Annotated in this window: 24 protein-coding genes and 1 pseudogene; 10 read left to right on the forward strand and 15 right to left on the reverse strand. The window is 51.2% G+C overall.

Features of this window, described 5'->3' with window-relative positions; all coding sequences use genetic code 11:
* Positions 1 to 76: 76 nt before the first annotated feature.
* Entirely contained in the window at positions 77 to 1,252 is a 1,176-nt protein-coding gene (gene manA / locus LA04_RS10170; protein WP_047651434.1) for a mannose-6-phosphate isomerase, read from the reverse strand.
* A 199-nt stretch (positions 1,253 to 1,451) separates the two neighbouring features.
* On the opposite strand from manA, the gene fumA reads away from it, so the two are divergent.
* The gene (gene fumA, locus LA04_RS10175; protein ID WP_047651435.1) at positions 1,452 to 3,098 is read left to right on the forward strand and encodes a class I fumarate hydratase FumA; all 1,647 of its coding nucleotides are present in this window, start codon (positions 1,452 to 1,454) and stop codon (positions 3,096 to 3,098) included.
* Positions 3,099 to 3,237: 139 nt separating this feature from the next.
* On the forward strand, positions 3,238 to 4,632 hold the full coding sequence (gene fumC, locus LA04_RS10180; protein ID WP_047651436.1) for a class II fumarate hydratase: 1,395 nt from the start codon (positions 3,238 to 3,240) through the stop codon (positions 4,630 to 4,632).
* On the opposite strand, the gene tus is transcribed toward fumC, so the two are convergent.
* The 11 genes and pseudogenes from tus to LA04_RS10235 all read right to left on the reverse strand — a co-directional run bounded on the left by tus (position 4,633) and on the right by LA04_RS10235 (position 15,073).
* The gene (tus, locus tag LA04_RS10185; RefSeq protein WP_047651437.1) at positions 4,633 to 5,562 is read right to left on the reverse strand and encodes a DNA replication terminus site-binding protein; all 930 of its coding nucleotides are present in this window, start codon (positions 5,560 to 5,562) and stop codon (positions 4,633 to 4,635) included.
* A 73-nt stretch (positions 5,563 to 5,635) separates the two neighbouring features.
* Positions 5,636 to 6,934 carry a two-component system sensor histidine kinase RstB gene (gene rstB, locus LA04_RS10190; RefSeq protein ID WP_047651438.1) on the reverse strand — a complete coding sequence of 433 codons (1,299 nt, stop codon included), beginning with the start codon at positions 6,932 to 6,934 and terminating at the stop codon, positions 5,636 to 5,638.
* A 29-nt stretch (positions 6,935 to 6,963) separates the two neighbouring features.
* On the reverse strand, positions 6,964 to 8,244 hold the full coding sequence (locus LA04_RS10195; RefSeq protein WP_052119543.1) for a site-specific integrase: 1,281 nt from the start codon (positions 8,242 to 8,244) through the stop codon (positions 6,964 to 6,966).
* Entirely contained in the window at positions 8,244 to 8,459 is a 216-nt protein-coding gene (xisR, locus tag LA04_RS10200; protein WP_047651439.1) for an excisionase family protein, read from the reverse strand. Before xisR ends, LA04_RS10195 begins: the two co-directional genes overlap by 1 nt.
* 64 nt (positions 8,460 to 8,523) lie before the next feature.
* A complete protein-coding gene (locus tag LA04_RS10205; protein ID WP_047651440.1) occupies positions 8,524 to 8,766 on the reverse strand; it encodes a DUF4060 family protein in 243 nt (80 codons plus the stop codon).
* A complete protein-coding gene (locus LA04_RS10210; RefSeq protein WP_047651441.1) occupies positions 8,763 to 9,596 on the reverse strand; it encodes a DNA adenine methylase in 834 nt (277 codons plus the stop codon). The genes LA04_RS10205 and LA04_RS10210 overlap by 4 nt, the downstream gene beginning before the upstream one ends.
* 33 nt (positions 9,597 to 9,629) lie before the next feature.
* The gene (locus tag LA04_RS10215) at positions 9,630 to 10,715 is read right to left on the reverse strand and encodes a RecT family recombinase (RefSeq protein WP_047651442.1); all 1,086 of its coding nucleotides are present in this window, start codon (positions 10,713 to 10,715) and stop codon (positions 9,630 to 9,632) included.
* 9 nt (positions 10,716 to 10,724) lie between these two features.
* Entirely contained in the window at positions 10,725 to 13,862 is a 3,138-nt protein-coding gene (locus LA04_RS10220) for a RecE family exodeoxyribonuclease (protein ID WP_047651443.1), read from the reverse strand.
* A 140-nt stretch (positions 13,863 to 14,002) separates the two neighbouring features.
* Positions 14,003 to 14,167 carry a YdaE family protein gene (locus tag LA04_RS24980; RefSeq protein WP_047651444.1) on the reverse strand — a complete coding sequence of 55 codons (165 nt, stop codon included), beginning with the start codon at positions 14,165 to 14,167 and terminating at the stop codon, positions 14,003 to 14,005.
* Positions 14,160 to 14,315: pseudogene (locus LA04_RS24985) on the reverse strand (hypothetical protein); the annotation flags it as partial. The pseudogene LA04_RS24985 and the gene LA04_RS24980, both read right to left, overlap by 8 nt.
* 365 nt (positions 14,316 to 14,680) lie before the next feature.
* Entirely contained in the window at positions 14,681 to 15,073 is a 393-nt protein-coding gene (locus tag LA04_RS10235; protein WP_022651301.1) for a helix-turn-helix domain-containing protein, read from the reverse strand.
* A 99-nt stretch (positions 15,074 to 15,172) separates the two neighbouring features.
* Between LA04_RS10235 and LA04_RS10240 the strand changes: the two genes are divergently transcribed.
* The 6 genes from LA04_RS10240 to acuI all read left to right on the forward strand — a co-directional run bounded on the left by LA04_RS10240 (position 15,173) and on the right by acuI (position 19,364).
* Complete coding sequence (locus LA04_RS10240) at positions 15,173 to 15,400, forward strand: transcriptional regulator (protein WP_022651300.1); 228 nt, start codon at positions 15,173 to 15,175, stop codon at positions 15,398 to 15,400.
* Positions 15,401 to 15,402: 2 nt separating this feature from the next.
* Positions 15,403 to 15,954: a toxin YdaT family protein gene (locus LA04_RS10245; protein ID WP_047651446.1), complete on the forward strand. Its 552-nt coding sequence runs from the start codon at positions 15,403 to 15,405 to the stop codon at positions 15,952 to 15,954.
* 84 nt (positions 15,955 to 16,038) lie between these two features.
* Positions 16,039 to 16,956, forward strand: a complete 918-nt coding sequence (locus LA04_RS10250) for a replication protein (protein WP_047651447.1) — start codon at positions 16,039 to 16,041, stop codon at positions 16,954 to 16,956.
* On the forward strand, positions 16,953 to 17,639 hold the full coding sequence (locus LA04_RS10255; protein WP_047651448.1) for a replication protein P: 687 nt from the start codon (positions 16,953 to 16,955) through the stop codon (positions 17,637 to 17,639). The genes LA04_RS10250 and LA04_RS10255 overlap by 4 nt, the downstream gene beginning before the upstream one ends.
* Positions 17,640 to 17,746: 107 nt before the next feature.
* Positions 17,747 to 18,046 (forward strand): putative quinol monooxygenase, encoded by a 300-nt coding sequence (locus LA04_RS10260; RefSeq protein WP_047651449.1) that lies wholly within the window; start codon positions 17,747 to 17,749, stop codon positions 18,044 to 18,046.
* Between the two features lie 334 nt (positions 18,047 to 18,380).
* Positions 18,381 to 19,364, forward strand: coding sequence for an acrylyl-CoA reductase (NADPH) (gene acuI / locus LA04_RS10265; protein WP_047651450.1), 984 nt, complete (start codon positions 18,381 to 18,383; stop codon positions 19,362 to 19,364).
* A 62-nt stretch (positions 19,365 to 19,426) separates the two neighbouring features.
* On the opposite strand, the gene acuR is transcribed toward acuI, so the two are convergent.
* Positions 19,427 to 20,083 carry an acrylate utilization transcriptional regulator AcuR gene (gene acuR, locus LA04_RS10270; RefSeq protein WP_047651451.1) on the reverse strand — a complete coding sequence of 219 codons (657 nt, stop codon included), beginning with the start codon at positions 20,081 to 20,083 and terminating at the stop codon, positions 19,427 to 19,429.
* 435 nt (positions 20,084 to 20,518) lie between these two features.
* Here acuR and LA04_RS23500 point away from each other — a divergent pair, with 435 nt between their 5' ends.
* Positions 20,519 to 20,737 carry a hypothetical protein gene (locus LA04_RS23500; RefSeq protein ID WP_072015523.1) on the forward strand — a complete coding sequence of 73 codons (219 nt, stop codon included), beginning with the start codon at positions 20,519 to 20,521 and terminating at the stop codon, positions 20,735 to 20,737.
* 489 nt (positions 20,738 to 21,226) lie between these two features.
* Complete coding sequence (gene ivy, locus LA04_RS10275) at positions 21,227 to 21,673, forward strand: Ivy family C-type lysozyme inhibitor (protein ID WP_047651452.1); 447 nt, start codon at positions 21,227 to 21,229, stop codon at positions 21,671 to 21,673.
* 647 nt (positions 21,674 to 22,320) lie between these two features.
* Here the strand turns inward: ivy and LA04_RS10280 are convergent.
* Positions 22,321 to 22,542: a YgdI/YgdR family lipoprotein gene (locus LA04_RS10280; protein WP_047651453.1), complete on the reverse strand. Its 222-nt coding sequence runs from the start codon at positions 22,540 to 22,542 to the stop codon at positions 22,321 to 22,323.
* A 50-nt stretch (positions 22,543 to 22,592) separates the two neighbouring features.
* Positions 22,593 to 23,228 (reverse strand): response regulator, encoded by a 636-nt coding sequence (locus LA04_RS24770; RefSeq protein WP_047651454.1) that lies wholly within the window; start codon positions 23,226 to 23,228, stop codon positions 22,593 to 22,595.
* Positions 23,229 to 23,914: the final 686 nt, after the last annotated feature.

Genomic DNA, 23,914 nt, shown 5'->3' on the forward strand with positions numbered 1-23,914 from the left:
CAGGCGGTAAGAACCGCCTGGAGATATTAAGCCTGCAACTAGCTTAGCAAGAGTTGTTAAAAAATTCAGTAAGTGGTTAAAGCTTATTGAAAACGCGCGCCAGGCGACCGGTGCCGCTTACGCTGACCGGAGACTCACTGGCTGCAACGAACGCTGACTCACCGGGCTTAAGCACCAGACGCTGTTCACCTTTGTGCAGCGTCGTTTCGCCCTCCACGCAGAACAGGATCGCCGCGCTCTCCTGCGCGATGGCGGTTTCGGCCTGGCTCAGGTCGTGCAGGGAGAAGGCAAAATCCTCAACCGGAATCGGGAAGTCCAGCTCTGCGCCGTTTTTCACCGGCTGAGTCAGCAACTCCGCGGCAGGTTTCGCCACGAACTTCACGTTGGCAACCAGCTCAGGAATATCGATGTATTTCGGCGTCAGGCCCGCGCGAAGCACGTTATCGGAGTTGGCCATCACCTCCAGCGCCACGCCCTGAAGGTAGGCGTGCGGGGTTTCAGCGAACAGGAACATCGCTTCGCCCGGGTTCAGCTTCACCACGTTCAGCAGCAGAGGGGAGAACAGGCCGCTGTCGTCCGGGTAGAATTCGGAGATCAGGCGGATAGTCTCCCAGGGTTCACCCTGCTGGCTGCCCAGAGCCGCTTTCAGCACCGCCAGCGCGTGAGATTTCTCTTCATCCTGCATATTCAGCAGGCTGGCAAACAGCTGGCTGAGCGCGTCTGCGTTCGGGTTTTCAAGGAAATGCGCGATAGCTTTATGGGCCCCCGCGACCGGTTGCAGCAGAGAAACGATCTCTGAAAATTCGCGGAACGCGTTCATCGCCAGGAACGGGGTCAGCGCAAAGACCAGCTCCGGCTTGTGGTTAGGATCTTTGTAGTTACGCTCGGCGGCGTCTAACGGAATACCCGCCGCGTTCTCTTTCGCAAAGCCGATTTCAGACGCTTTTTTGTTCGGGTGAACCTGGATGGAGAGCGGCTGGTCGGCGCACAGCACCTTGAACAGGAACGGCAGTTCACCAAAGCGCTGAGCCACCTTATCGCCCAGCAGCGCGGCTGTATCGGCATCGATCACGTCACGCAGGCTGCGAACCTGGCCGCTGGCGTCTTCAATTTTTGAGCTGCTCTTCGGGTGCGCCCCCATCCACAGTTCTGCCATCGGCAGGTTGTTCGGGTTCGCGATACCGTAGAGATCCGTTAACGCAGTTTTACTTCCCCAGGCGTAGTTTTGCACTGAGTTAATGAGTTTTTGCATTATCAAGCCCTGATTCAATTATGGAATTAACTCCGGGTATTAAAGCAATAAACCTCATGGAAGTAACCTGTGGATGTAAAAAGTCGTACTAGTCTCAGTTTTTGTTAAAAAATTGTGTAGGATAAGCTGACTCGCTTTTAAGCCGGGCAGCGGAACATCTGCCCTGAATAAACAGACCGAAGCAGTAAGTGAGAGACCAATGTCGAATAAACCCTTCCATTATCAGGATCCTTTCCCCCTCAGTAAGGATCGGACCGAGTATTACCTGCTAACCCGCGATCACGTCTCCGTCTCTGAGTTTGAAGGACAAGAGATCCTCAAGGTGGATCCGCAGGCGCTGACGCTGCTGGCGCAGCACGCTTTCCACGACGCCTCGTTTATGCTGCGCCCAGCGCACCAGCAGCAGGTTGCCGATATCCTGAGCGACCCGCAGGCCAGTGAGAACGATAAATACGTAGCCCTGCAGTTCCTGCGTAACTCAGACATCGCGGCGAAAGGTGTTCTGCCAACCTGTCAGGATACCGGCACGGCGATCATCGTCGGTAAAAAAGGCCAGCGCGTCTGGACCGGCGGCGGTGACGAAGCGGCCCTGGCGCACGGCGTCTACAACACCTACACCGAAGATAACCTGCGCTACTCGCAAAACGCGGCGCTGGATATGTACAAAGAGGTCAACACTGGCACTAACCTGCCTGCACAGATCGATCTCTACAGCGTCGACGGTGACGAGTACAAATTCCTCTGTATCGCCAAAGGCGGCGGTTCAGCCAACAAAACCTATCTTTACCAGGAAACCAAGGCGCTGCTCACCCCGGGCAAGCTGAAGAACTACCTGGTTGAGAAGATGCGCACCCTCGGCACCGCGGCGTGCCCGCCGTACCATATCGCGTTTGTGATTGGCGGTACGTCGGCGGAAAGCACGCTGAAAACCGTCAAGCTGGCCTCAACCAAATACTACGACGGCCTGCCTACCGAAGGTAACGAGCACGGACAGGCGTTCCGCGACGTGCAGCTTGAGCAGGAACTGCTGGAAGAAGCTCGCAATCTGGGCCTCGGCGCGCAGTTTGGCGGCAAATACTTTGCCCACGACGTGCGCGTGATCCGTCTGCCGCGTCACGGTGCCTCCTGTCCGGTCGGGATGGGCGTGTCCTGCTCTGCGGATCGCAACATCAAGGCGAAGATCAACCGCGAAGGCGTGTGGATCGAAAAACTGGAAAACAACCCGGGCAAATACATTCCGGAAGCGCTGCGCAAAGCGGGTGAGGGTGAAGCGGTTCGCGTCGACCTGAACCGTCCGATGAAAGAGATTCTGGCGCAGCTTTCTCAGTATCCGGTCTCGACCCGTCTCTCCCTGAACGGCACGATCATCGTGGGCCGCGACATCGCGCACGCGAAGCTGAAAGAGCGTCTGGACAACGGCGAAGGGCTGCCGCAGTACATTAAAGATCACCCGATTTACTACGCAGGCCCGGCGAAAACGCCTGAAGGCTATGCATCCGGCTCGTTAGGCCCAACCACCGCAGGGCGTATGGACTCGTACGTTGACCAGCTGCAGGCCAACGGCGGCAGCATGATCATGCTGGCGAAAGGCAACCGCAGCCAGCAGGTCACGGATGCCTGCCACAAGCACGGCGGCTTCTACCTCGGCAGCATCGGCGGCCCGGCAGCGGTGCTGGCGCAGGGCAGCATTAAGAGCCTGGAGTGCGTGGAATACCCGGAACTGGGTATGGAAGCGATCTGGAAAATTGAAGTGGAAGACTTCCCGGCGTTTATCCTCGTGGATGACAAAGGCAACGACTTCTTCAAGCAGATCCAGTCGTCCCAGTGTTCGGCGTGCGTGAAGTAGTGCAGTAAATAGTCGGGTGGCGCAGTCGCCACCCGACACATTAAAGAGCGCACAAAGCGCCATAACGTTTCTCAGAAGTCATCAATACTTATCCCTTAAGCATGTGAGCAATCCCTCTTTTGTTATCAAGGAGAAAGTAATGACCACGGTACGCCATGAGAAAGACTCGATGGGCGCCATCGACGTCCCGGCCGACAAGCTTTGGGGCGCGCAAACCCAGCGTTCGCTGGAGCATTTCCGTATCTCGACTGAAAAAATGCCCGTCTCGCTGATTCAGGCGCTGGCGCTCACCAAACGCGCCGCCGCGAAAGTAAACCAGGATTTAGGCCTGCTGGCGGCAGACAAAGCCACCGCCATCATCAACGCCGCCGACGAAGTGCTGGCGGGCAAGCATCCCGACGAATTCCCCCTCGCCATCTGGCAGACCGGTTCCGGCACCCAAAGCAACATGAACATGAACGAAGTGCTGGCGAACCGGGCAAGCGAACTGCTGGGCGGCGTGCGCGGCATGGAGCGTAAGGTTCATCCGAACGATGACGTCAATAAAAGCCAGAGTTCCAACGACGTCTTCCCGACGGCGATGCACGTGGCGGCGGTGATTGCTATCCGCGAGCAGCTTATCCCGCAGCTTAACGTCCTGAAATCCACGCTCAACGAGAAAGCGCAGGCCTTCCGCGACATCGTCAAAATTGGCCGTACGCACCTGCAGGACGCCACGCCGCTGACGCTCGGCCAGGAGATTTCCGGCTGGGTGGCGATGCTGGAACATAACCTGAAGCATATTGAGTACAGCCTGCCGCACCTGGCGGAGCTGGCGCTCGGCGGGACGGCGGTCGGGACCGGGTTAAATACCCATCCTGAATACGCGGTGCGCGTGGCGGAGGAATTGGCAAACATCACCGGGCAGCCGTTCGTCACGGCGCCCAACAAGTTCGAAGCGCTGGCGACCTGCGATGCGCTGGTCCACACCCACGGCGCGCTGAAAGGGCTGGCGGCCTCGCTGATGAAAATCGCCAACGACGTGCGCTGGCTGGCCTCGGGTCCGCGCTGCGGCATCGGTGAAATCAGCATTCCGGAAAACGAGCCGGGCAGCTCCATCATGCCGGGTAAAGTCAACCCGACCCAGTGCGAAGCCATGACCATGCTCTGCTGTCAGGTGATGGGCAACGACGTGGCCGTCAACCTGGGCGGCGCGTCCGGCAACTTCGAGCTGAATGTTTATCGTCCGATGGTGATCCATAACGTTTTGCAATCAATTCGTCTGCTGGCGGACGGAATGGAGAGCTTTAACGAGCACTGCGCGGTAGGGATTGAGCCGAATCGCGAACGTATCAGCCAGTTGCTCAATGAATCCCTGATGCTGGTGACGGCGCTGAATACCCATATCGGCTACGACAAAGCCGCCGAGATCGCTAAAAAAGCGCACAAAGAGGGGCTGACGCTGAAAGCCTCCGCCCTGGCGCTGGGCTATCTGACGGAGGCGGAGTTCGACGCCTGGGTGCGCCCGGAAGCGATGGTCGGCAGCCTGAAATAGTCATCCCGCCACGTACAGGTGCAGCCGCGGAATAATCAGCTGTAGCGGCTGCGCCTGAGGTCTGTAACGGTGCTGGACATTGTCCGCATCGTAATTCAAAAGCTCACCAATATCCGGCACGATGGCCCCCCGATCGGCATCATACAGCGCAATCAGCGGCGTAGGGCAGGCATACTGAACCTGTTTTTGCTGACCGGAATACCAGACGCGGGCGATAGGCTGTACCTTCACCGGACGCTTAATTTTGAGGCGCGCGTCCGCCGGAAGCGAGGCGATGCTGTGGTACTCCTGCTCCAGGCGCTCAATCCACTGCTCGCGCGACCACGGTGCGACGGTGCGCGGCGTCTTCAGGCTTTTTTCCAGCTGCGCCAGAATCTCATCCCGGGTGAAGTTTTTAATAATGTGCTTATTCGCCCAGCCGAAGCGCAGCGTGGCGGGGTGACGCAGTACCGTCAGCGTGCGATAGGCGTTAAGGGTAATTAGCCCCGGAAGCTGGCGGTGCACCCATTCAAACCGGGCGGCAGGGGCGAGGCCGGACTCTTCGGTGATGATCTTTTCAAAGGCCGCTTTCAGGGTGTTGATATGGGTAATCTGGCTTTCCAGCGCTTCGCGCGTTGTCGCATCGGTTTGCAGGCAGATCACGCCGGGCAGACGCACGGCCGCCTTACTGCTGCGGTTTTCTGACTGCTGCTGGATAAACAGGCGACGATAGTGCTTCAGCGCCAGCTCAAGAGCGGCGCTGCCGATGTGCTGTTCAACCGCGATGGTGTCCAGCGGGTCGTGCTCGGCCCCTTTGGCCACCTCGGGCAGGGTAAAGACGCGCGCGGCCAGCAGACGGCAGGTCTGCAAACGTTCGGTCAGGGTCAGGAGCTCGTGTTCTATTTCCCGAAACGTGCTGTTCAGCCGTTCGAGGAGATCGTAGGTCGCCATAAACACTCTCGTTAGTTACAACATACTTATCATATAGCACAGCACGCCGGGTCAGGCCAGCGTGCGGTTGAGGTCAGGCAGGGACGGGAAGGGCGATGTTATGGTTTACCGGCCAGCTAAAGCAGAAGCGCGCGCCGCCGAGCTCGCTCTCTTCGCAGTGCACCGTGCCGCCCATCGCCTGCGCGATAGAGTAAACAATCGCCAGCCCCAGGCCGCATCCGCCAGTGGCGCGATCGCGGCTCGGGTCAAGGCGAACAAACGGTTCAAACACGGTTTCTCGCGCTTCCGGAGCAATACCCGGACCGTCATCCTCCACCGTCAGGCTGGCCTGATTGCCCTGCAAATCCAGCCCAATCTGTAGCGTGCTTTCGCTGTAGCGCATGGCGTTGTTCATCAGATTGTCCAGCACGCGCTCCATCAGGCGCATATCGAGCGCGCCGTAATCACCCGGTGTGACCCGCGTTAACAGCGTGCGCTGTGGGTTCACGCTCTGAACGTCATCGATGTGGGTTTGCAGCCAGGCGGGCAGGTCCGGCGTGCTGAGGTTCAGCTCGTTTTGCGGACGATCGAGGCGCGCGTAGGTCAGCAGCTCCTCAATCAGCGCCTCAAGCTGGCCGATATCGCGGTTAAGCGCCTGAGACTCCGCTTCCGTCAGATTTTCGCTCATCTCCAGACGATAGCGCAGGCGAACCAGCGGCGTGCGCAGCTCGTGTGCAATCCCGTCGATCAGCTGCTTTTTACTGGCGATCAGGGCATTGATGTTATCGGCCATCTGGTTAAAGGCCACGCCCAGACGTTCAAAACTGGAACCGCTGTCGAAGTGAATGCGTTCGGTAAAGTGCCCCTCGCCAAAACGCTGCGCGGCGGATTCCAGCTTCAGCATGTCCTGCCAGTGCGGGCGCATCCAGATAAAGACCGGAAACGCGAGCGAAATGGCGATAAAGGCCATCAGCGCCATGTCCAGCAGGCGCATCTGGTGCAGATAATAGAGATAGGGCACCGGCCCGACGGCCAGCACGTAATGGCTGCGCGGAATGCGCTGGATAAAGGTGTATTTCTCATCCAGCGCGACGATGTCCCCGTCGCGCAGACGCTGCATGGCGGGTGGATCCAGCTCAAAATCTTTTAACGGCTCGATGCGTAAATCGAACGACAGATTCAGGTCCAGCTCTTTCAGGGTTTTCGCCCAGTCGTGCGGCGGGATCTCTCTCAGCTCGCTGCGCATCAGATAGAGCGAGCTTTTCATCAAGTCGTCCAGAGACTGTCTGCCCGCACGTTCGGCGGTAAATTTATACACCAGCCCGACCAGCATGGTCATGACCAGGAAGCAGACAAAAAGCAAAAGATAAAACTGCACAAACAGCTTTTTCATTAAATATCACCGGAAAATCAAGTAATTAACTACTTTGTTTTTACCTTCAGGGGCACTATAGGGGCATTTGTATATCCACCAAAGCGCTGATTCAAAAATGATACCTGATCGCTATCGAGAGCATTTATCCAGGCAGAGTATACATGGAAGACCATCTCTGCATTCTCATGACCCATCTGATTCGCAATAAAAGCAGGATTAGCACCTGCCGACAACATCCAGCACGCGTATGTATGACGCAGCTGATAGGGGCGTCTGCGGCGAATGCCCGATCGTCTAACCGTAATATCCCATAGTGACACAATTGAGCTGACTGAATAGTACGCAGCTTGCTTGCCTTTCTGAGGTCGAGGCATAAACACAAAGTGCAGTTTCTGCGTTTCCGTTTTACCGAACTCCCGGTGGTGAAAAGTGATTGGTACCTTAGGGGCACTCCCGGTAAGTTTCTTTTGAGCTCGCAAAGCTTCCAGAGCCGGCTCCAGTAACTTTATCGTCCGGTATCCAGCTTCGGTTTTGGGTGGTCCAAATAAGCCTTCCTGAGTTAGATTGCGCGCAATGTTAGCTTCGCCGGAATTAAGATCGATATCCTCCCAGGCAAGAGCGCAAAGCTCCCCGGGCCGAACGCCGGTATAAGCGAAAAATTGCCACATGTTCTTCTGCTGAGCCGGAGCAGTATCTTTCAACTGCTCAAATTCATGTCTCAGAAGCGGATCTGGTTTTGTTTGCCCTTTGCGAAGCCTTTTTATCCCGACATATGGTTGATATGAAATGACTTTATTTTTAACCGCATAGTCGAGGATTTGTCGCAGGATGGCCAGATAATAATCTACTGTTCTAACGGCGCGGCCAGTTTTATTTCTCCTCTTTTCGGGAGCATAGTTAGTCTCGCCAGTCAGTAAATCCTTTCTCCAGCCCAGAATGTCGCTGTTGGTGATGGATGCAACGAGCGTTTCAGGGCCGATTAGTTTTGTTAACGTTCTTACAGCTATCCCATAGCTTCTTGTGGCATTGGGTGAGAGATCGATTTTATGGTTTTCATACCAGGTTGATGCAAGTTCGGCGAACGTCGTAATGTTTTTAGATGTATAAAACTTTGCTGCCACCTTTGACTCCGGGAACATGCCCCGGTAGTCAAAAGTGCCCAGTTGAATCTCGCTTACAATTTTGGCCCTTAGATTCCCGGCTTTTTTGAGATTCGATGCATTTACGATCCATCCTTTCAATGTTTCTCGACATCTAACGCCCTGAAACTTGAAACTTATTCGTATCTTATTGTTGTGGATCTCAACACCCGTTGGCATTGCAGCCATTATGCCTCCTTCACAAACCTGTTAATGTTTGGGATGTTGTACCAGACAAGTCCTCGCTCTTCGGAGTTGCTTCCATCCAATGGGATTCTCTTAAAATGAACACCTTCTACCCAGGAGGTTTGGCGATAGCTTTTAATCTGACGATCTGTAAGGCCTGTCTTCTCTTTTAGTTTTGAAGCAACGCCCCATTCTGAATCGTAAATTACCTGCGACATGGTTCACCTCAGGTAACCGGCATGAGTATAGATATGCCGGTCTTTAGTCGTTGATATTTCAGTTTCAGTTTGCTTGGCCGGGCAGGGAACGCAGTCGGCGCATGCCGGTCATTGCTGTGGCCACGTAGCTTGCCTTGCAGTTGACCACTTCAACCCAGACCTTCACGCCTTCCACTCTCACCGTATAGGTCTCTTTCATCTTGCTGCGCCCATAGTCACCATATCTTTGCTGGTGGGCTGCAAGTGCGATTTCACATGCCTGGCGAGCCAAAGGGGATTGCTTACTGCCTCGATTAATCAGTTTCATACTGCACGCTCCGCTTGTTGCGCCTGTGGATTAATCCATAAGCATTCAGTACGAACTTTTGTGCCACGCCCAGCGCTGATGCGTGCTCCTTTTGTAAGCTTTGCCCAACCGTTTAACATGTCGTTATATAGATCAGTGTCGTAGCCACTGATCATCACCATTCCAATCATCGCTCTTGCCGCTGAGAGCAACTGCACGTGCTCCTCAGCAGTCATTTCATGTCTGTAATAGCGGTTACCTTGTACACGGGTTTCAAGTACATAAGGTGGATCGATGTAGTGCAGTGTGGTTTCAGCGTCATGAGCATGCATAACTTCCAGAGCATCTTTATTCTCGATAATGACCCCCTGCAGGCGCTGACCTACTGCTGCCAAATTTTCTGGATAACGGACCCAAAGATGTGCAGCCGTCGCATATTTCCTTTTGCTGTCACTACGGAAGCCGGAATTACCACCGATTCCGGCTGCTGAACCGAAGCCCATACTGGCGCGTACAATCATGCGCCTGGCCCGTTCAATCGGTTCGTCTGTTGCATCTCGGGCCGCGCAAAATTCGTCCCGAGAATAAGGTGTTAGCATGCACGCTTCCTGCAGACGTTGGTTCATCTCGACGTCGCGCAGCACGCGAAACAGGTTGACTACCTCGCCATCCAGATCGTTATAGACTTCTGCATAGCTTCGAGGTTTTTGCAGCAGCACGCCGGCTGCGCCGCCGAAAGGTTCTACGTAGCAAACGTGCTGAGGCATCTGTGGGATAATCCATGAAGCCAGACGGAACTTACCGCCGTGGTAGCGAATTGCTGGATGTTTTACAGGGTTTTGATTTTGCATTCCTTTCCGGGAGGGCTGACCCTCCCGCCTCCATTAGCCCACGTATTCCGGTTTCATATCCGCCAGAGTGATGCTGAACTGACTATGCAGTCCGTCGCCCAGATGGCGTTTCGACGATGCAAGAACGCGCTCTACTTCTGCGAACTGCGCAGCTGCATCGGGCTCATCTGAAGGTGGCAAGGAATTGATGGCTGCTTCGACTTTGTTCCGTGCATCAACCAGGTAATAACGCTTCACGGCCTTGTTTTTCAGCTCAGTGAACAGGGCAGAACCCAGCGTTGCTTTGACGGTTTCAATATCTGCGCGCAGAGCTTTAGCGCTATCCACATCCTGAGCCGCCTCGATGCGATCGCGGAAATCATCAGCAAGTGCATCAATATTTTGAGCTGATTCCTGAGCCGTTTGAGTCGTAGTGACGTTGTCACCTGAAATGTCTGCAAGGCTAACGTGCTGCGCAGGTGCCGGGTTTACCTCTCGTTCTTCTCGTCGATCATCGAGTTCATCCGGGGTGTAGACGCCCAGAATCACATCCGGGCAGAACAGCCTCGCCCAGCGTTTGACGGCCAGGTACGCTAGTTGCTGGCGAGGGTCTTCAGCCCAGAGGGTAGAATTTCGGGTACGGGCCTGAGCCAGCAGCAAATCGAGTTTTCTTGGCTGATCTTCACCTTTCAGCGTTGCGCTGATAATGATGCCGATCCCAGCCTCGTCAGCCAGGGACCAGCCCGGGACCCGGTACTCGCCTTTGTCGCCTTTACGGATATGGAATTTTCCAACAACCTTTTCCCATGGCCCGAACCAGTCATATTCAAAACGACTTGCCAGAACGCCGCTGCGTGAAATGACGGCATTAACCAGCTGCGCTTCATACCCGAGCACACCGTTAATCAGGTGCGTCTTCTGCGCCACGGCAAAGGGATTCATCTGCCACTGTGCCGCTTGCATCGCTACAGCCATGCAGTCGGCCTGATTGCCCTGCAGGTGCTTAGGAACTGTAGCGGTGCCCTGGGCCATAATCTGCGCGAACGTGCTGATGGCGTTCAGATACTGGGAATCGAACAAAGCCACGTTGGAGTTAATAACGGTGTTCTGGTCAGCAACGGTAACGTTAGTGTTATGCATAAATCCCCCTTAAGCCTGAGCGCGCAGCGCTTCGAGGCGGCGCATGTCAAAGTCGTTCAGTTCATCGGTGTAATCGGTAGTGATCGGCGCTGGCCATTCGCCCGTGTCGAATCCGGTTGCGATGGCGCGCATTGTTTTGCGGTACTCGAGCATGCCCAGTTCCAGCAGTTCTGCGGATGCCTCGATGATGGCGATCCAGTGGTAGTTCTCGTCTTTGTTGACGAAAATCCAGAAGAACTGGTCCAGCGCCGCGGTCTCGCAATACATAGCCGCACTGAGGTGGTAGTCCCGGTCAATGATTTCCCGATGCAGCCTGGCGCGCAGGCTTTCTTGCTTCACATTCCACATGCTGATGGTTTTCAGGTCAGCACCGATACGCACGCCGTCCAGTTCAATCTCGAGGTCAGGGCGTACACGCACTTCTAAACCTGTTTCGTCGTCAAAGCCGAAGTAACTCACTTCAACAGCGCGGCTTGGATGTGTCAGCAGCATGCCAGCGGTAGGGTGCGCCAGGAGTGCAGACTGAATTGCCCGCGCTGTGGCCAGTTGCTGGCGGGTAACCAGAATCTTTTCGCCAGGGTTGTCGCGCCAGGCATCCAAAAGTTCGTCGGCGAATATGGCATCGGGCTTAACCGACTTAACAGCCTGGATCATGTCCGTTTTGGTGCCGGATACTTTCAGCGGCGTCGGTTTCTGCGCTTCCTGTGCGACCAAATCAGGATTGATGATCGCTAATTGCTCGAGTAACGCATCACGGCTGCCGCTGGTTTTAACCGGTACGGGCAGGGTGGCGTTGTACTCTTTGATGCATGCCTTCATCGCTGTTGCTGTCTGCTTCTGGCCTTCTTCAATACGCTGGTACGCAACAGGGAGAGCCATATAGCTTTGACCCGTTTCTTCCAGGCTAGCGCCAAGCGGCACTGGAGCGGGAAGGGATGCGTTATGTTCTTCAAGCAACGCTTTGATCTCGTCAGCGCTTAGTAGTGCCGGCAGGCTGGCGTTGTACGCGTCGATGAACTCACGCAGAGTTGCGGTGGTGGTGAAAGCACCCTCCGGGATCTCAGGTTCTACGCTGAACTCTGCATCCAGGGTTTCCGGCTGCAGTGCAAGGGCGTGCACCAGGTTCCCCATGTCCAGCACTTTAGATGCTGTGCGCGGGATAGTTTTAGCCACATGGCGTGCGTTGAAGTACATCAGGCTGACGCGGGCATCTTTCACCTGGGTTGAGCTAATACCGTTTGCTGCGTGATAAACGTCATTCGGAAGGCCTTCGTAGCGGCCAGGCTCGAAATAAGCCGGGTACTCAATTACCGGTTCTGCTTGCTGTTCTTCCAACGTTACGGAATCTGTCTGCGAATTAGCTGCATCAGTGCTTTCGCTCGGTGGTACCGAACCAACATCTTCGTCTTTCTCTGGCTTAGCCGTTTCCATCTGCACATCGCTGGTGGTCTCCGTTGCGTTTTCCGTTTTTTCGACTTCATTTGAGGGGGTATTGAGGACCGGTTCGGTATTTCCATCCACCAGGCCATCGATGGAGAACACGCCGCTACCGAGATTTTCAACCTGCGGTTGTTCAGCTGGGGCTTCAGCCTCAACTACAGGAGTAGGCAACGGCAGTAATTCCACAGCAGAGTTAAATTCAGCCGTCATGGTTTTATTAACGAACTCAAGATGAGCCGCTGGCGTGTGGTGGATATTTTCCGGCGCTATGCGGATCAGATTGAAGATTGCCGCACGGTTCACTGCCAGTACGCCGGGCTGATTACGCAGGATGGCGCTCCATGATTTCCATGGTTCTTCTTTCTTCGCCACGATTTCTTTGACGCGACGTAAAACGCTTGAGGGGATTTCAAAGTGATGGAAATCCATAGGCAGCTGGGCACAGGCGATCTCAAGATCGAGAGTGTCCAGAGTGTGGTGCGCGCCTTCGCCGCGATCCGTCACATAGCCACCGTCTGCATTGGTACCAGAATCAGTACGCTGAACATTACTGATGCGATTACCTGCAGCCCATTCGCGAACGAGAATGCCGCAGTCAATATAATCAGTCGCCGCCCAGATTCGGGTAAAACGGAGAACCAAAGCGAGTTCGTGGCGCTTCTCCTGGCTGAACACCTTGCGAATGGCGTCGGTATAGCGCCAAAGGTCTTTGGTATCGTAACCCTTCACCTCTTCGCAGTTTTCTGCCGCCAGCAGCAGGTTCTGGACATAGCTGTTGTCAGTGTCCATCTCCAGCGCGCTGATAGTTTCGTACTCTTCGCGGGTTAAGTGGTGGCGCAGTTCATTGGCGGTGAACTGTGCGAGTAGCTGCTTCCGGAACGGCATACGCACGACTGGATAACGAGTGGTTTCGTCATCATTCTCGTCAATCTGGATACCGTTATCAGGTTTGAGATCATGACCAGTTGTAACGTCGGCGTCGCTGGTGCTTTCTGATTTGAGAAGAGCAAGCTTTCCGCTTCTCCACTCTTCAACTAACTGATTGCGGTCGCCGGCATCTGCTCTCGCCCAGTCAGCCATGAATGCAGCGATAATTTCAGTTTCGTGCGCTTCATCTGGCGCGAATACCTGCTTAATCGCCTGAACCAGTTTCCACTCAGCGTTCAGGCTGAGTTCGGCAACTTCAGGGATGTCGCTCTTCGCCAGCAGCAGGTTCTGGAGATAGGTATTGCCTTCATCCAGTGACATTTCGCTGGCAGCGAGCTGCTGCTCTTTAGTGATGTGTGACTGGTATTTGTCGCTGGTCAGGTGGACGGCAAAACGAACCGCTGGAGTGCGGTTTTCAAGCGGGACACTCTCGACGATAGTTTCGACTTTAACAGTCGGTTCCGGTGCGGCAATGTTGTCAACGGCTTCAGTAGACTCAGCGCCAGCCTTTGGTAGCCAGGTGCGTCCATCGTCCTGGAGTTCGTAGCGTTTGCACCAGGTGTAATCCACGGTGCTTTCTTCCGGCAGGTCGTTGTAAACAGGGAAATCGGTGCGAACCGGTTTGGCGTAATCCTTACCGCGGCCGGTTTCAATACCAGAATCTTCCAGCTCGACATAGAGCTGCAGGTTGGCTCGGACTTCAGATTTCGCAGTGAACCAAATCACCGCGTCTTCTTTGCCAGATTTCTGCGTAGCCTTAACTACATAGAAAAATTCCATGTGAGATCCTCTTTTTTGGATGTAAGATCCCCGGGCCAGAGATAGCGCCCATTGGGTGAACTTTGGTTTTTTAAGTAGTTTTCCGGTGTAACTTTGGTCGGGAGCACCGGACGTACGGGCCGCCTTGCGCGGCTTTTACGTTATGCCTCGTGGGCCATCTGGTCGTACGAAGCACAACGTTCAGAGCAGTATTCTTTTTCTTTGCGCGCCAGCTGTGCGCCGTTGCGATAGAGAAGGGTACTTTTGACTACTTTCTCCGGTTCAACCGGCTTGCCGCAGTACCCGCATTTTGTTGAGTTACACATCTGGATTCCCCTTTTGCGCCAGCAGGTAGCACAGGCGGCGAAGAATCACTTCGAACAAGTTAAGTTTTACGGCCTGCTGCCGTCCTGGTTTGCGTGCGAAATCAATCATTCTCACCCTCGTTTGCCTTATCGCCGGCCAGCGGAACGTTTAAACCTGATGCGCGTTAATCTCTCCACCTCATCCGACTATTCGTATGCCGTCGGCGGCTACTCCGTGGGCGTCCTGCCTTGGTGGTTCGTAGTGCGTCCTGGTGAGTTAGATTAAACACAAAGTTTAAGCTTTAGTCAACGAAATGAGTAATATTAAATAAACAAAATGTTTATGTGGTGCTTATGGAGAGTGAAATTTTGTTCTTTGGAGGCAAAAAATTCGACGAAATGGTACGGGCTGGAAGTCCGGGGAATGGGCGTTTAATACAAAAGATGTGCTAGTTATTCGAGGGGCATAAAAAAAGGCCACTTTATGGCCATTTCTTATAGTAGGTATTTACGAATCATTGCTGAAAGGATTACTCAATCATCCTGCGAACGAATACGGCCTTTCATATACTTATCATATAGTTCGTCCAGCTCTTTCAGGCGAAGTGCGAAGATGCGAAGCATGTTCTGTTGCTCTTCTTCGGGAAGCTGACGGTAAAGTTCCAGCAGGCGTTGTTCGTCTGGCTTCAGTCCATCTTTCTCGCCAACATCTTGGCCAAGCAGCCACTCAAGGCTCACCCCAAGCGCATCCGCCAGCTTAATCGCTGAGCTTTTACCAATCGTCCCACGAACGAACCAGTTATTGACCGACTGAGCACTGACGCCACAAATACGGGCCATGTCTGATTTGGTCAACTTCTTGAGCTCAAGAACCTCGTTAAGCCGCTGAACTTGTGGGTGGTTAATTTGATGAGTTTTTTCTTTCATGGACGAATTCTAAACCAAATGTTTATTAGCTCAATATTCAAAATGTTGACATAAACATAAACAATATGTTTAATTGCGTGGTTGTTACAGGAGCTATTTATGAAAGCAATTGATAAAGCAATTACCAAAGCAGGAACTGCTACGCGCTTAGCCCAACTACTAACCGTAAGCGCCATGACTGTTAGTCATTGGCGAAATCGATATCAGGGCGTCGTCCCGGCAGATCGAGTCTTGCAAATTTATGGGGTTACTGGCGTAACTCCGCACGAGCTGCGCCCAGATCTCTACCCAAACCCAACTGACGGTTTACCTAAACAGGAGCCTTAACTATGCAAACTGTTTCAGTTCAACAAAGTAGCAGAGCTGCCTCTAATCCTCTGATATTCCAGTGTCATCAAAGCGAATCTACAGCGCAGGATATTGCTCATCGTGATCTCTGCTCTGCGGTCCGGGCGTGGGCGGCAGCAGAAGGGCGCGTAACTGTTGCGCTTCAAATTCAAGACGCGGCGGAAGAACTTCAACTTGATGGCGTGGATTTAACAGGCCAGGCCGATGTCTGGAACGTGAAGCTGTTCCGCTGGCTAGACAACAAAGAAGACTCCGCATCTTACCGAAAGAACGTCGAACAACTGTTGCCAGCGATCATGTCCGTACTACCGCTTCGATACCGCGACCGTGTCGTAAAGAACGACTCGTTCGCGTATCGCATGGCCAGATTAGAAAAAGAGGTAAGTGAGGCGAAGCAAGCTCTGATGCTCGATGCGCCGAAGAAGGAAAAGCTGAAGGAGTTAGGCGAGGGGATTTTTGAGATGTTCCGTGTCGATCCGGACCTTACTGCGCCGCTGCTGGCGATGGTAACAACCATGCTGGGGGCAGTGTGAAGACTTCAGAAAAGGCGAAAGCCGGTCTGCGCTAACAGAACCGACTTTCAGGTGCAAGAACGGAGTGTAATTGCGGAGCTAAGTATGTCAAACACAGCTGAAATTATCAATTTCCCCCACAGAACCGAACAACCGGGAGGTCGTATGGCCGACCTGTCGAACGGGTATACCAAGGTCGCTAACGAGATCCAACAGCTAAAGCCTCGTCTGAGAATGTCAGGCCGGGAGTGGCAGTGTTTTGAGGCGGTGATCTGGCTTACCTACGGCTGGAACAAGAAACAAGACCGCGTTACGAACACGGTGATCGCTGAGCTTACAGGGCTGAGTGATTCGCATGTCTCTGATGCGCTCAAATCGCTCGCAGAACGCAAAATTATCTTCAGTCAGAAGCAAGGCGTGATGAAAATCGTCGGTATAAATACTGACCTTTCTGCCTGGATTTTAGACAAACCGAAAACGGGAAAAACCTTCCCGAAATCGGGAAAAGTGTTACCGAAAACGGGAAAAGTCTTCCCGGAAACGGTAGACACCCAAGACTATAACAAGAACAATATTAAAATATCCTCGTCTCGGAATTCTAACGAATCCCGAAACCAGAAAACTCAAAAGTTTCTCTCACGCCATCCAGAAGCTGCCGCCGGGATATACACCCCGGCAGGTAAGTCATGGGGATCCGCTGACGACCTCAAGGCCGCCCGCTGGATTTACGACAGGCTTCTCACCGTCAACGCATCGCTATCCGAACCAAACTGGGCTGAATGGGCAAACACCATCAGGCTGATGCGTGTCCAGGACAATCGTACTCACTACGAAATCTGTGACCTGTTCCAGTGGGCCAACCGAGATGATTTCTGGAAAGACAACATCCTGAGTCCCTCAAGTCTGCGAAAGCAGTGGGATCAGCTCACCACCAAACGGCTGCGTGCAACCGGAGCGGTAAAACCATCCCGGGGCGGCATTGACTTGCATAACACCGACTGGATTGACGGGGTGCTGGAATGAAAAACCTCGCAGAGAAAATTCGCAGTTTTGACCGGGAACAGGCTCGGCGCGTGGTGCACAACATGCCTGAGCAGTACACCGAACGCGAACAAACGCAACAGGTGGCGCAGATTATCAACGGGCTATTCGTACATCTGGCGGCCGCGTTCCCTGCAAGCCTGGTTAATCGCAGCCAGGAAGACGTGAACGAGATCCGCCGGCAATGGGTGCTGGCCTTCAAAGAAAATGGGATCACCACTCTGGAGCAGGTTGAAGCCGGAATGCGAGTGGTACGCCGTCAGGAGCGTCCGTTCCTGCCGTCGCCTGGCCAGTTCATCAAGTGGTGCAGGGAAGGGCGATGCGTGCTGGGGATCACCACTGCTGACGTGATGGCTGAGTACTGGAAGTGGCGTAAGCTGGTGTTTCGGTACCCGAGCAGTGAGCAGTATCCGTGGCCTAAGCCGATTTACTACCACATTTGTCTCGAACTGAGGCGCCGCGGAACCGATGGCCAACTAAGCCATAAAGAACTCGAGCGTGAAGCCAGCGATATTCTGGATATGTGGGAAAAGCGCGTGCTGGCCGGTAAGCCGATTCCGCCTGTACGGCGGGCGTTGGCCGCGCCGGTATCGCCGAAGGGGCCGACACCGGCAGAGCTTTTGAAAGCTAAATATCAGCGGATGAAAGCCGATGGCAGGGCATAGTGAGGAAATGGTTCGTTATGAGCGAGGAGCGAACATTCTTTTTGAAATAGCCCTTCATGCTGGCATTATCCATCAAAACCCTAGCCATTTTTTCTAAAGGAATTCGCATGCTAAAGGTCATTGCCGAAGATTTTATCAAACCCGAATGCGTTGAAACCGTCCTCCCTTTATACCGTGAGCTCATTGCGACAACGAAACGAGAGCCTCTATGTATTGCTTATGATTTGTATCGAGATGAAAAGGATCCGGGGCATTTTATTTTCATTGAGGAATGGCCTGACCGGGCGGCACTCGATGCACATTGCGCCAGTGAGCATTTCACTCGGCTTGTTCCTTTGATTGATCAACACGCGCGTAAAGCAGCGCAGTACATACTAATGGATGGACAGGTGGATCCTGAGAGATAAGTTCAGCTTTTGGCACAAAACGGTCTTCTGAAAGACGGAAGGTCCGGTGTGGGCAAACTCATTGAAGCTCAGTTGCTTTATCTCATCATCAGCCGTCTCCTGAAGCATTAGCTGTGTATATTTAAGAGATGTTCATTTTCCCATCTGTACCAGATCAATCTGAATCCAGCTTGATGCTGATCAAGGTAGACCGTTTTATGTTCATGAAATAAATAATAATTCTTGATTGCTGGCAAAACATCAGGATAGTAGTGTTGATTATTAGACGATCGGTCAATATTATTTGTACATGACTTAATAACTGAACGGTAAACGCCAAAAAGACGAGGTGAAAGTGTTTAAATCTTTATTAATAAACAAAGCAGATGAACGCTATAGTGCGCAACTTGTTGAAATTGCTGAAAGTGAGCTGCCGCAGGGGGATGTTGAGGTAAATATTGAATATTCCTCCATCAACTACAAAGACGCGCTGGCCATTACGGGCCGTGGCCCAATCGTCCGGCACTTCCCAATGGTGCCAGGCATTGACTTTGCCGGTACGGTGTCCGCCAGTTCACATCCGGAATATCAGCCCGGAGATAAGGTTCTCCTGACAGGCTGGGGTGTAGGGGAAAAACACTGGGGTGGACTGTCTGAAAAAGCACGGGTAAAAGGAGACTGGCTGACGCCGCTGCCGGCTGGCTCAAACAGCAAACACGTAATGGCAATCGGAACAGCAGGTTTTACCGCGATGCTGTGTGTCGACGCACTACTGAATCATGGTATTAAGCCTGAAGATGGTCAGGTACTAGTTACTGGTGCCAGTGGAGGTGTCGGGAGCATTGCGGCCATGATCCTGGCGTCGATGGATTACCGCGTGACCGCGTCTACTGGTCGACCTGAAGAAGCTGCCTGGCTTTATAAAACGGTCGGTGTAGAGGAGATTATTAATCGTTCCGAGCTTGCCTCCCCTGGAAAACCGTTACAAAAAGAACGCTGGGCTGCCGCCATTGATACAGTCGGTAGCCACACACTCTGCAATGCCTGCGCCGGGGTGCGGTATGGCAGTATTGTTGCAGCCTGCGGCATGGCTCAGGGGATGGAATTGATGGGCAATGTGGCTCCGTTTATTCTGCGTGCTGTCACGCTGAAAGGGATTGACAGTGTCATGTTCGCGAAAGAGAAAAGAACAGCGATCTGGCAACAAGCGGTACAGTATTTACCAGAGTCCCGACTGGATAGCCTTACCACCATTTACCCGCTCAGTGACGCTATAAATGTGGCTGAAAAACTTCTGAGTGGAGGAATTCGTGGCCGGGCAGTAATTCAATGTAGCTAATGAGATGGAAGCCAGGCTCGGCCTGGGGGGGATAATTACAATTAGGGGCCGCGGCCCCTTTTTTACTGTTTAACCGTCGTATCCTTAGAGGGTTGATAGCGTACTGACGTTTTGAAATAGCTCCAAAAATCGTACACAGGCTGGGTTGAACAATAAAGTTTGGCACGCATCACGGCACCCTCCCAACTGCTCCAGAAAATGGCCGCCAGTTGTGTATCGTTCATATCGGAACAGATATCGCCAGAGGATAACGCATCGGAAAGACAGGACGCCACAATTGCCTGCCAGCGTTCAAGTATATCCTGAAGCTGTTTAATAAAGGATAGTGGAAGCCCCGGGCTCTCCTGCATCATATTGCCAACCAGGCAGCCCCGGGTGAAATTGTACTTTTTAATGCCGTCGCAGGCATCGTTGATGAAATTTTCCAGACGTACCATTGGTGGGCTGGATGATCCATGAAGGTGTTTTTTGAGTTTGTGCACAAAGAAACTGTCATAGGCGTTCAGAACTGTCTGGGCATATTCCTCTTTGCTCTTAAAATAGTAATAAAATGAGCCTTTAGGGACACTGGCATTTTTGACAATGGCATCGACTCCCGTCGAAAGAAAACCATTCTGCGTGAGCAGTTCAAGTCCACTGCGGATCAGGTCATTACGGGTATCTGCATAGGTACTTTCTGTTTTTCGTGGCCTTCCTCGTCTGCGAATTTCGCCAGTCATGACTCGTCTCCTGCATTTCATTGACGGAAAAGAATAAGTTATTTTCAATGGGAGCTTCAATAAGTTTATCCCCGACGGGGATGAGGTGGTCTCATATACCTCTTGGGCAGGAGCAGTGCCTGCATAGTAGGCCGTTGAAGTAAACCTGCTAACCCAGTGCAATGACGAATTCGCTTTGTCCGCTTCTAGCGCAAAGCTGGCATCCCAGCCTATTTATGACTGTAAAAGCACCTTCACATGATTTAGCCGCTTCAGGTTATGACGAGGCGCTTGTGTGACATGCTGGAATACCAACTTCGATACTTGCTGAAAGCCTGATTGCCCAGGCTAAACGCCCCTTAGAAATTTTTATGGCGAAATAATCACATAAGTCTCCTCCACTGTGTGTTACAACTGAGTTACAAATCGCCACCACTGGCAGTAAAGAGGCATTTCATGAAACTACGTATCACAAGAGCAATCGGCCTCAGCAAGTTCTCTCCACGTTGGGTTAAGGTTATCTGTTTACGATTGACTAAAAACGATATTGAGCGCTCCCTCAACGCTCTGTTGGCCACAATTGATGAATCTGAACTCTCCTCTGAGCAAGTAAATGCATTAAGGGAATGCGTTGAGGGAATTAACATCGCAAGGGGAAAGGGGTTTCAGGCGTGAAAACGGCAACTGAGAGAGCTTTGATGATATCTATCATCCATAATCTGTACATAAGATAGGTAAGCTACGCTGACGGTTGAGGCAACCTGGAAAACCAAATTTGATGCTTGCTGAAAACAACTTAAACCCAAGTTAAACTCCAATTCGGAATTTATAGGGTGCAATAATTACATGTTGCATTTATATCTGTTCCTTCCAATAACAGGGTAGGTACATCGATATCTGCAAAATGTTAATTTAATTCCTGACTTTAGGATTATCTTAGTGGATAGTTAATATCAGCGTGATTGAAGCTATTTGTTGCTTTTTAAGTTTTTATTGATTCATTTTCGTAATTTACATCAGAAAAAACCTAAAAGAAAATTTTTGTCGGTGTTATTGTTTATTGATATTTATGTGGAATGCATTCACCATAGATGTGTGCAAATGCAGTACTTTCTTTTTATGACATTGTCCTAAGCTGGAACTTTTACTTATAGAGGAAAACATATGCTTAAGCTAATTGTGACAACCTTATCATTGTTAACTGCAACTGCTGCCTATGCGCAAACTGAGATGACAGTAAGCAGTCTAGCGACGGATAGTGAAACCAGCAAAGCTTTCCATAAAATGTCGAAGGGTCATAACCTGCCAGACTGGGTGATGAAAGGCGGTACCAGTACACCTGCGATGAGGGTAACCGTGGACAATAAAGCCTACCAGGTAGTTTCTGCCTGCAAACCCCATGATTGTGCAGCGGAACAAATCGCGATCTTGTACTCACCTGATACCAAGAGTATGTCAGCGGTATTTTCAAAACAATCCGAAGAGGGATATCAGCAAAACCTGGTGTGGTTGAATTCAGGAAGTGATATCTCGATAGATGGTAGGACGGTTCTTTTTGCTGCTCTCAGCGGTAGCCTTCAAAACCATCCTGATGCTTTTAACTTCAAATAACTGAGCGAGTCTTTGCTGCTTTGTGTGATTGTCTTTAAGTTTCATTAATAAATTGCTACCTCTTGGGAACTTGCCTGCAGGTATTACGTCATTACTCTGGCTATGGCAAAAATGTAATCCTGCTTTTTGAGTACCACGTCGGGTTATGCCTGCCCGACGTTTTTTTATTTATTAATTTTCTGCCTGTTAAATATGAGTTATTCCCCGGCATCAATACCAAATACTGGTACCTAAGGCAACTTTTTGGGCGCGGTTACATCTTATTTCCAAACTGATGGCGCCATTCTGCATTCATGCCATACGTTACCTGGCTACAAACAGTCAGGCGTGGCATGAAGTTTACCCATAACAAACTCCTTCTCATCATAGAAAGGTTAAATGTAGCCTTACTTGATGAAATTCACTGACGAAGGAAGTATTGGAATCCAGTATAGTGGCTTCATCAGTTGCCTATATTTGTACGGATACCTTCAGGAAAGAAACGATAGCCTTGAACTGAAATAGGAAGTCTGAGCCTGCGTAATTTAACATGGGACAAGGAACAGAGAAGGGGAACCTTAGCACCCGTTTCGGGAGAGCGAGTTAAGGAGCGTAAATCTATTTACGCTCCGGGCTGACGGTAAAGCACTGCTGCCTAGAAATCTGGCTTACCTTATCTGGGTGATTTCTTTCACTTCTGCGCGGTTAATCTGCTGTTTGACACCATTCGCATCCACATACCCTACTAAACCGGCACTGGTTTCTTTAGGTTTTCCTTCACTAATAATGGTTCGACCGTCCTGAGTGACAATGCTGTATGTATGTTTAGCGCATCCTGCAGTAAATAATGTGACGGCAGTGAAGAGGGAAAGAATTACAGCTTTATTCATAAAGTGCTCCTTTGATTTCAGGCATAAAAAGTTATTAAAAGAAATTTTAATTACTGCTTACATTCATACCTCCATTTTCTGTCAATGATTTCCTTGTTTCGTTCATAATACTGCATAAACATTCCGTATCCTCGGCAACCAAATTTTTGCACAATCCTGCTTCGGTAACAGGTAGCTGTCTTTTCACCAAGACAAAATTTCTTTTGAATTTCAGCTATACTGTCGTTATCAAGTAGACTCTGAAGAATATCTAACTCCTTGACAGTCAGTCGCGGGTAGTGATGGTAAATCATAGTGATGCGGCGTCTTAAATAGGCATGGTACAAGGACATAATTGAGTCATGCATGCTTCCTCTTAGATTGGCATAAATATGATATTCACAATCTTCAGGATAAAAACGTCCGTGTCCGGATACATCAAGCCAGATCCAGTCAGCCCCCTTTTTTAGCGACTCGCGTAGCTTATTGAAACCCCTCCAATTACCTTCCTTGAAAATTCGGCCATCAATAAGCACTCGGATCTTACCTTTTCCTCTTATAATAGCGGGAGGATGAGTGGTTCCATCATATGTCATATGAACCAAAGGCAAGCCGGTTATTTTTTTTAAACCATAAAAAAAGTAGAAGTCATCCGTTAGTAAAATACTGATATTTTTACTGCTAAGAAAATAGATATATTTTTCCATTTAAACATAATGCGTCATCTCAATCCGTAAAGTTAATAGCCAATACATAGCAATTACACTGTTGATCCCGATGCGTGCTTTTAACAATAATCTTATACATACCGGATACTGGGGCGATGAAGACATTACTCTTCTCAAGTCGGGTGTTTATCTTACTTCCTCTTTGATCCGGGCCAGTCACTCTCAGTTCAAAGCGTTTATCGGATATCTCCATTCTGAGGGGCTGAGACTTCTGTAGAAACACATGGTATTCATCAAATTCACCACTTTTAATTTTCCCGTGAAACTCGGTATAGCTTGGCAGACTGTAGTTCTTCACATAAAACGAACGAGCATTCGTTTTATGAGTTACGGCTATCATAAAGAAACACAGGAGATAGATAACTGATCGGCTATTTAGTGACTTCAAACTACGCATAACACACCTCCTTATCTTAACTTCTGCGTCCTGAACTTCATGCCTCCAAAGCATTTGTTATAACATAACATTTAAGGTCTGGTCAGACAAGTTTCAAGGTAATTATGCATACTGCTTTTGATTATTAAATATAAATGAAATTTGAATGGATATTCATCAATTTCGATTAAGTATTTCCTACTTGGTAACAAAACATCTCCATATGATCTGACTATGTTTTTGTTATTATTATGGAAATATTTAAAGTGATGGGCGGGTGGGGGTGAAG

It is taken from the genome of Enterobacter sp. UCD-UG_FMILLET (assembly GCF_000762975.1).
Lineage (GTDB): Bacteria > Pseudomonadota > Gammaproteobacteria > Enterobacterales > Enterobacteriaceae > Enterobacter > Enterobacter dykesii.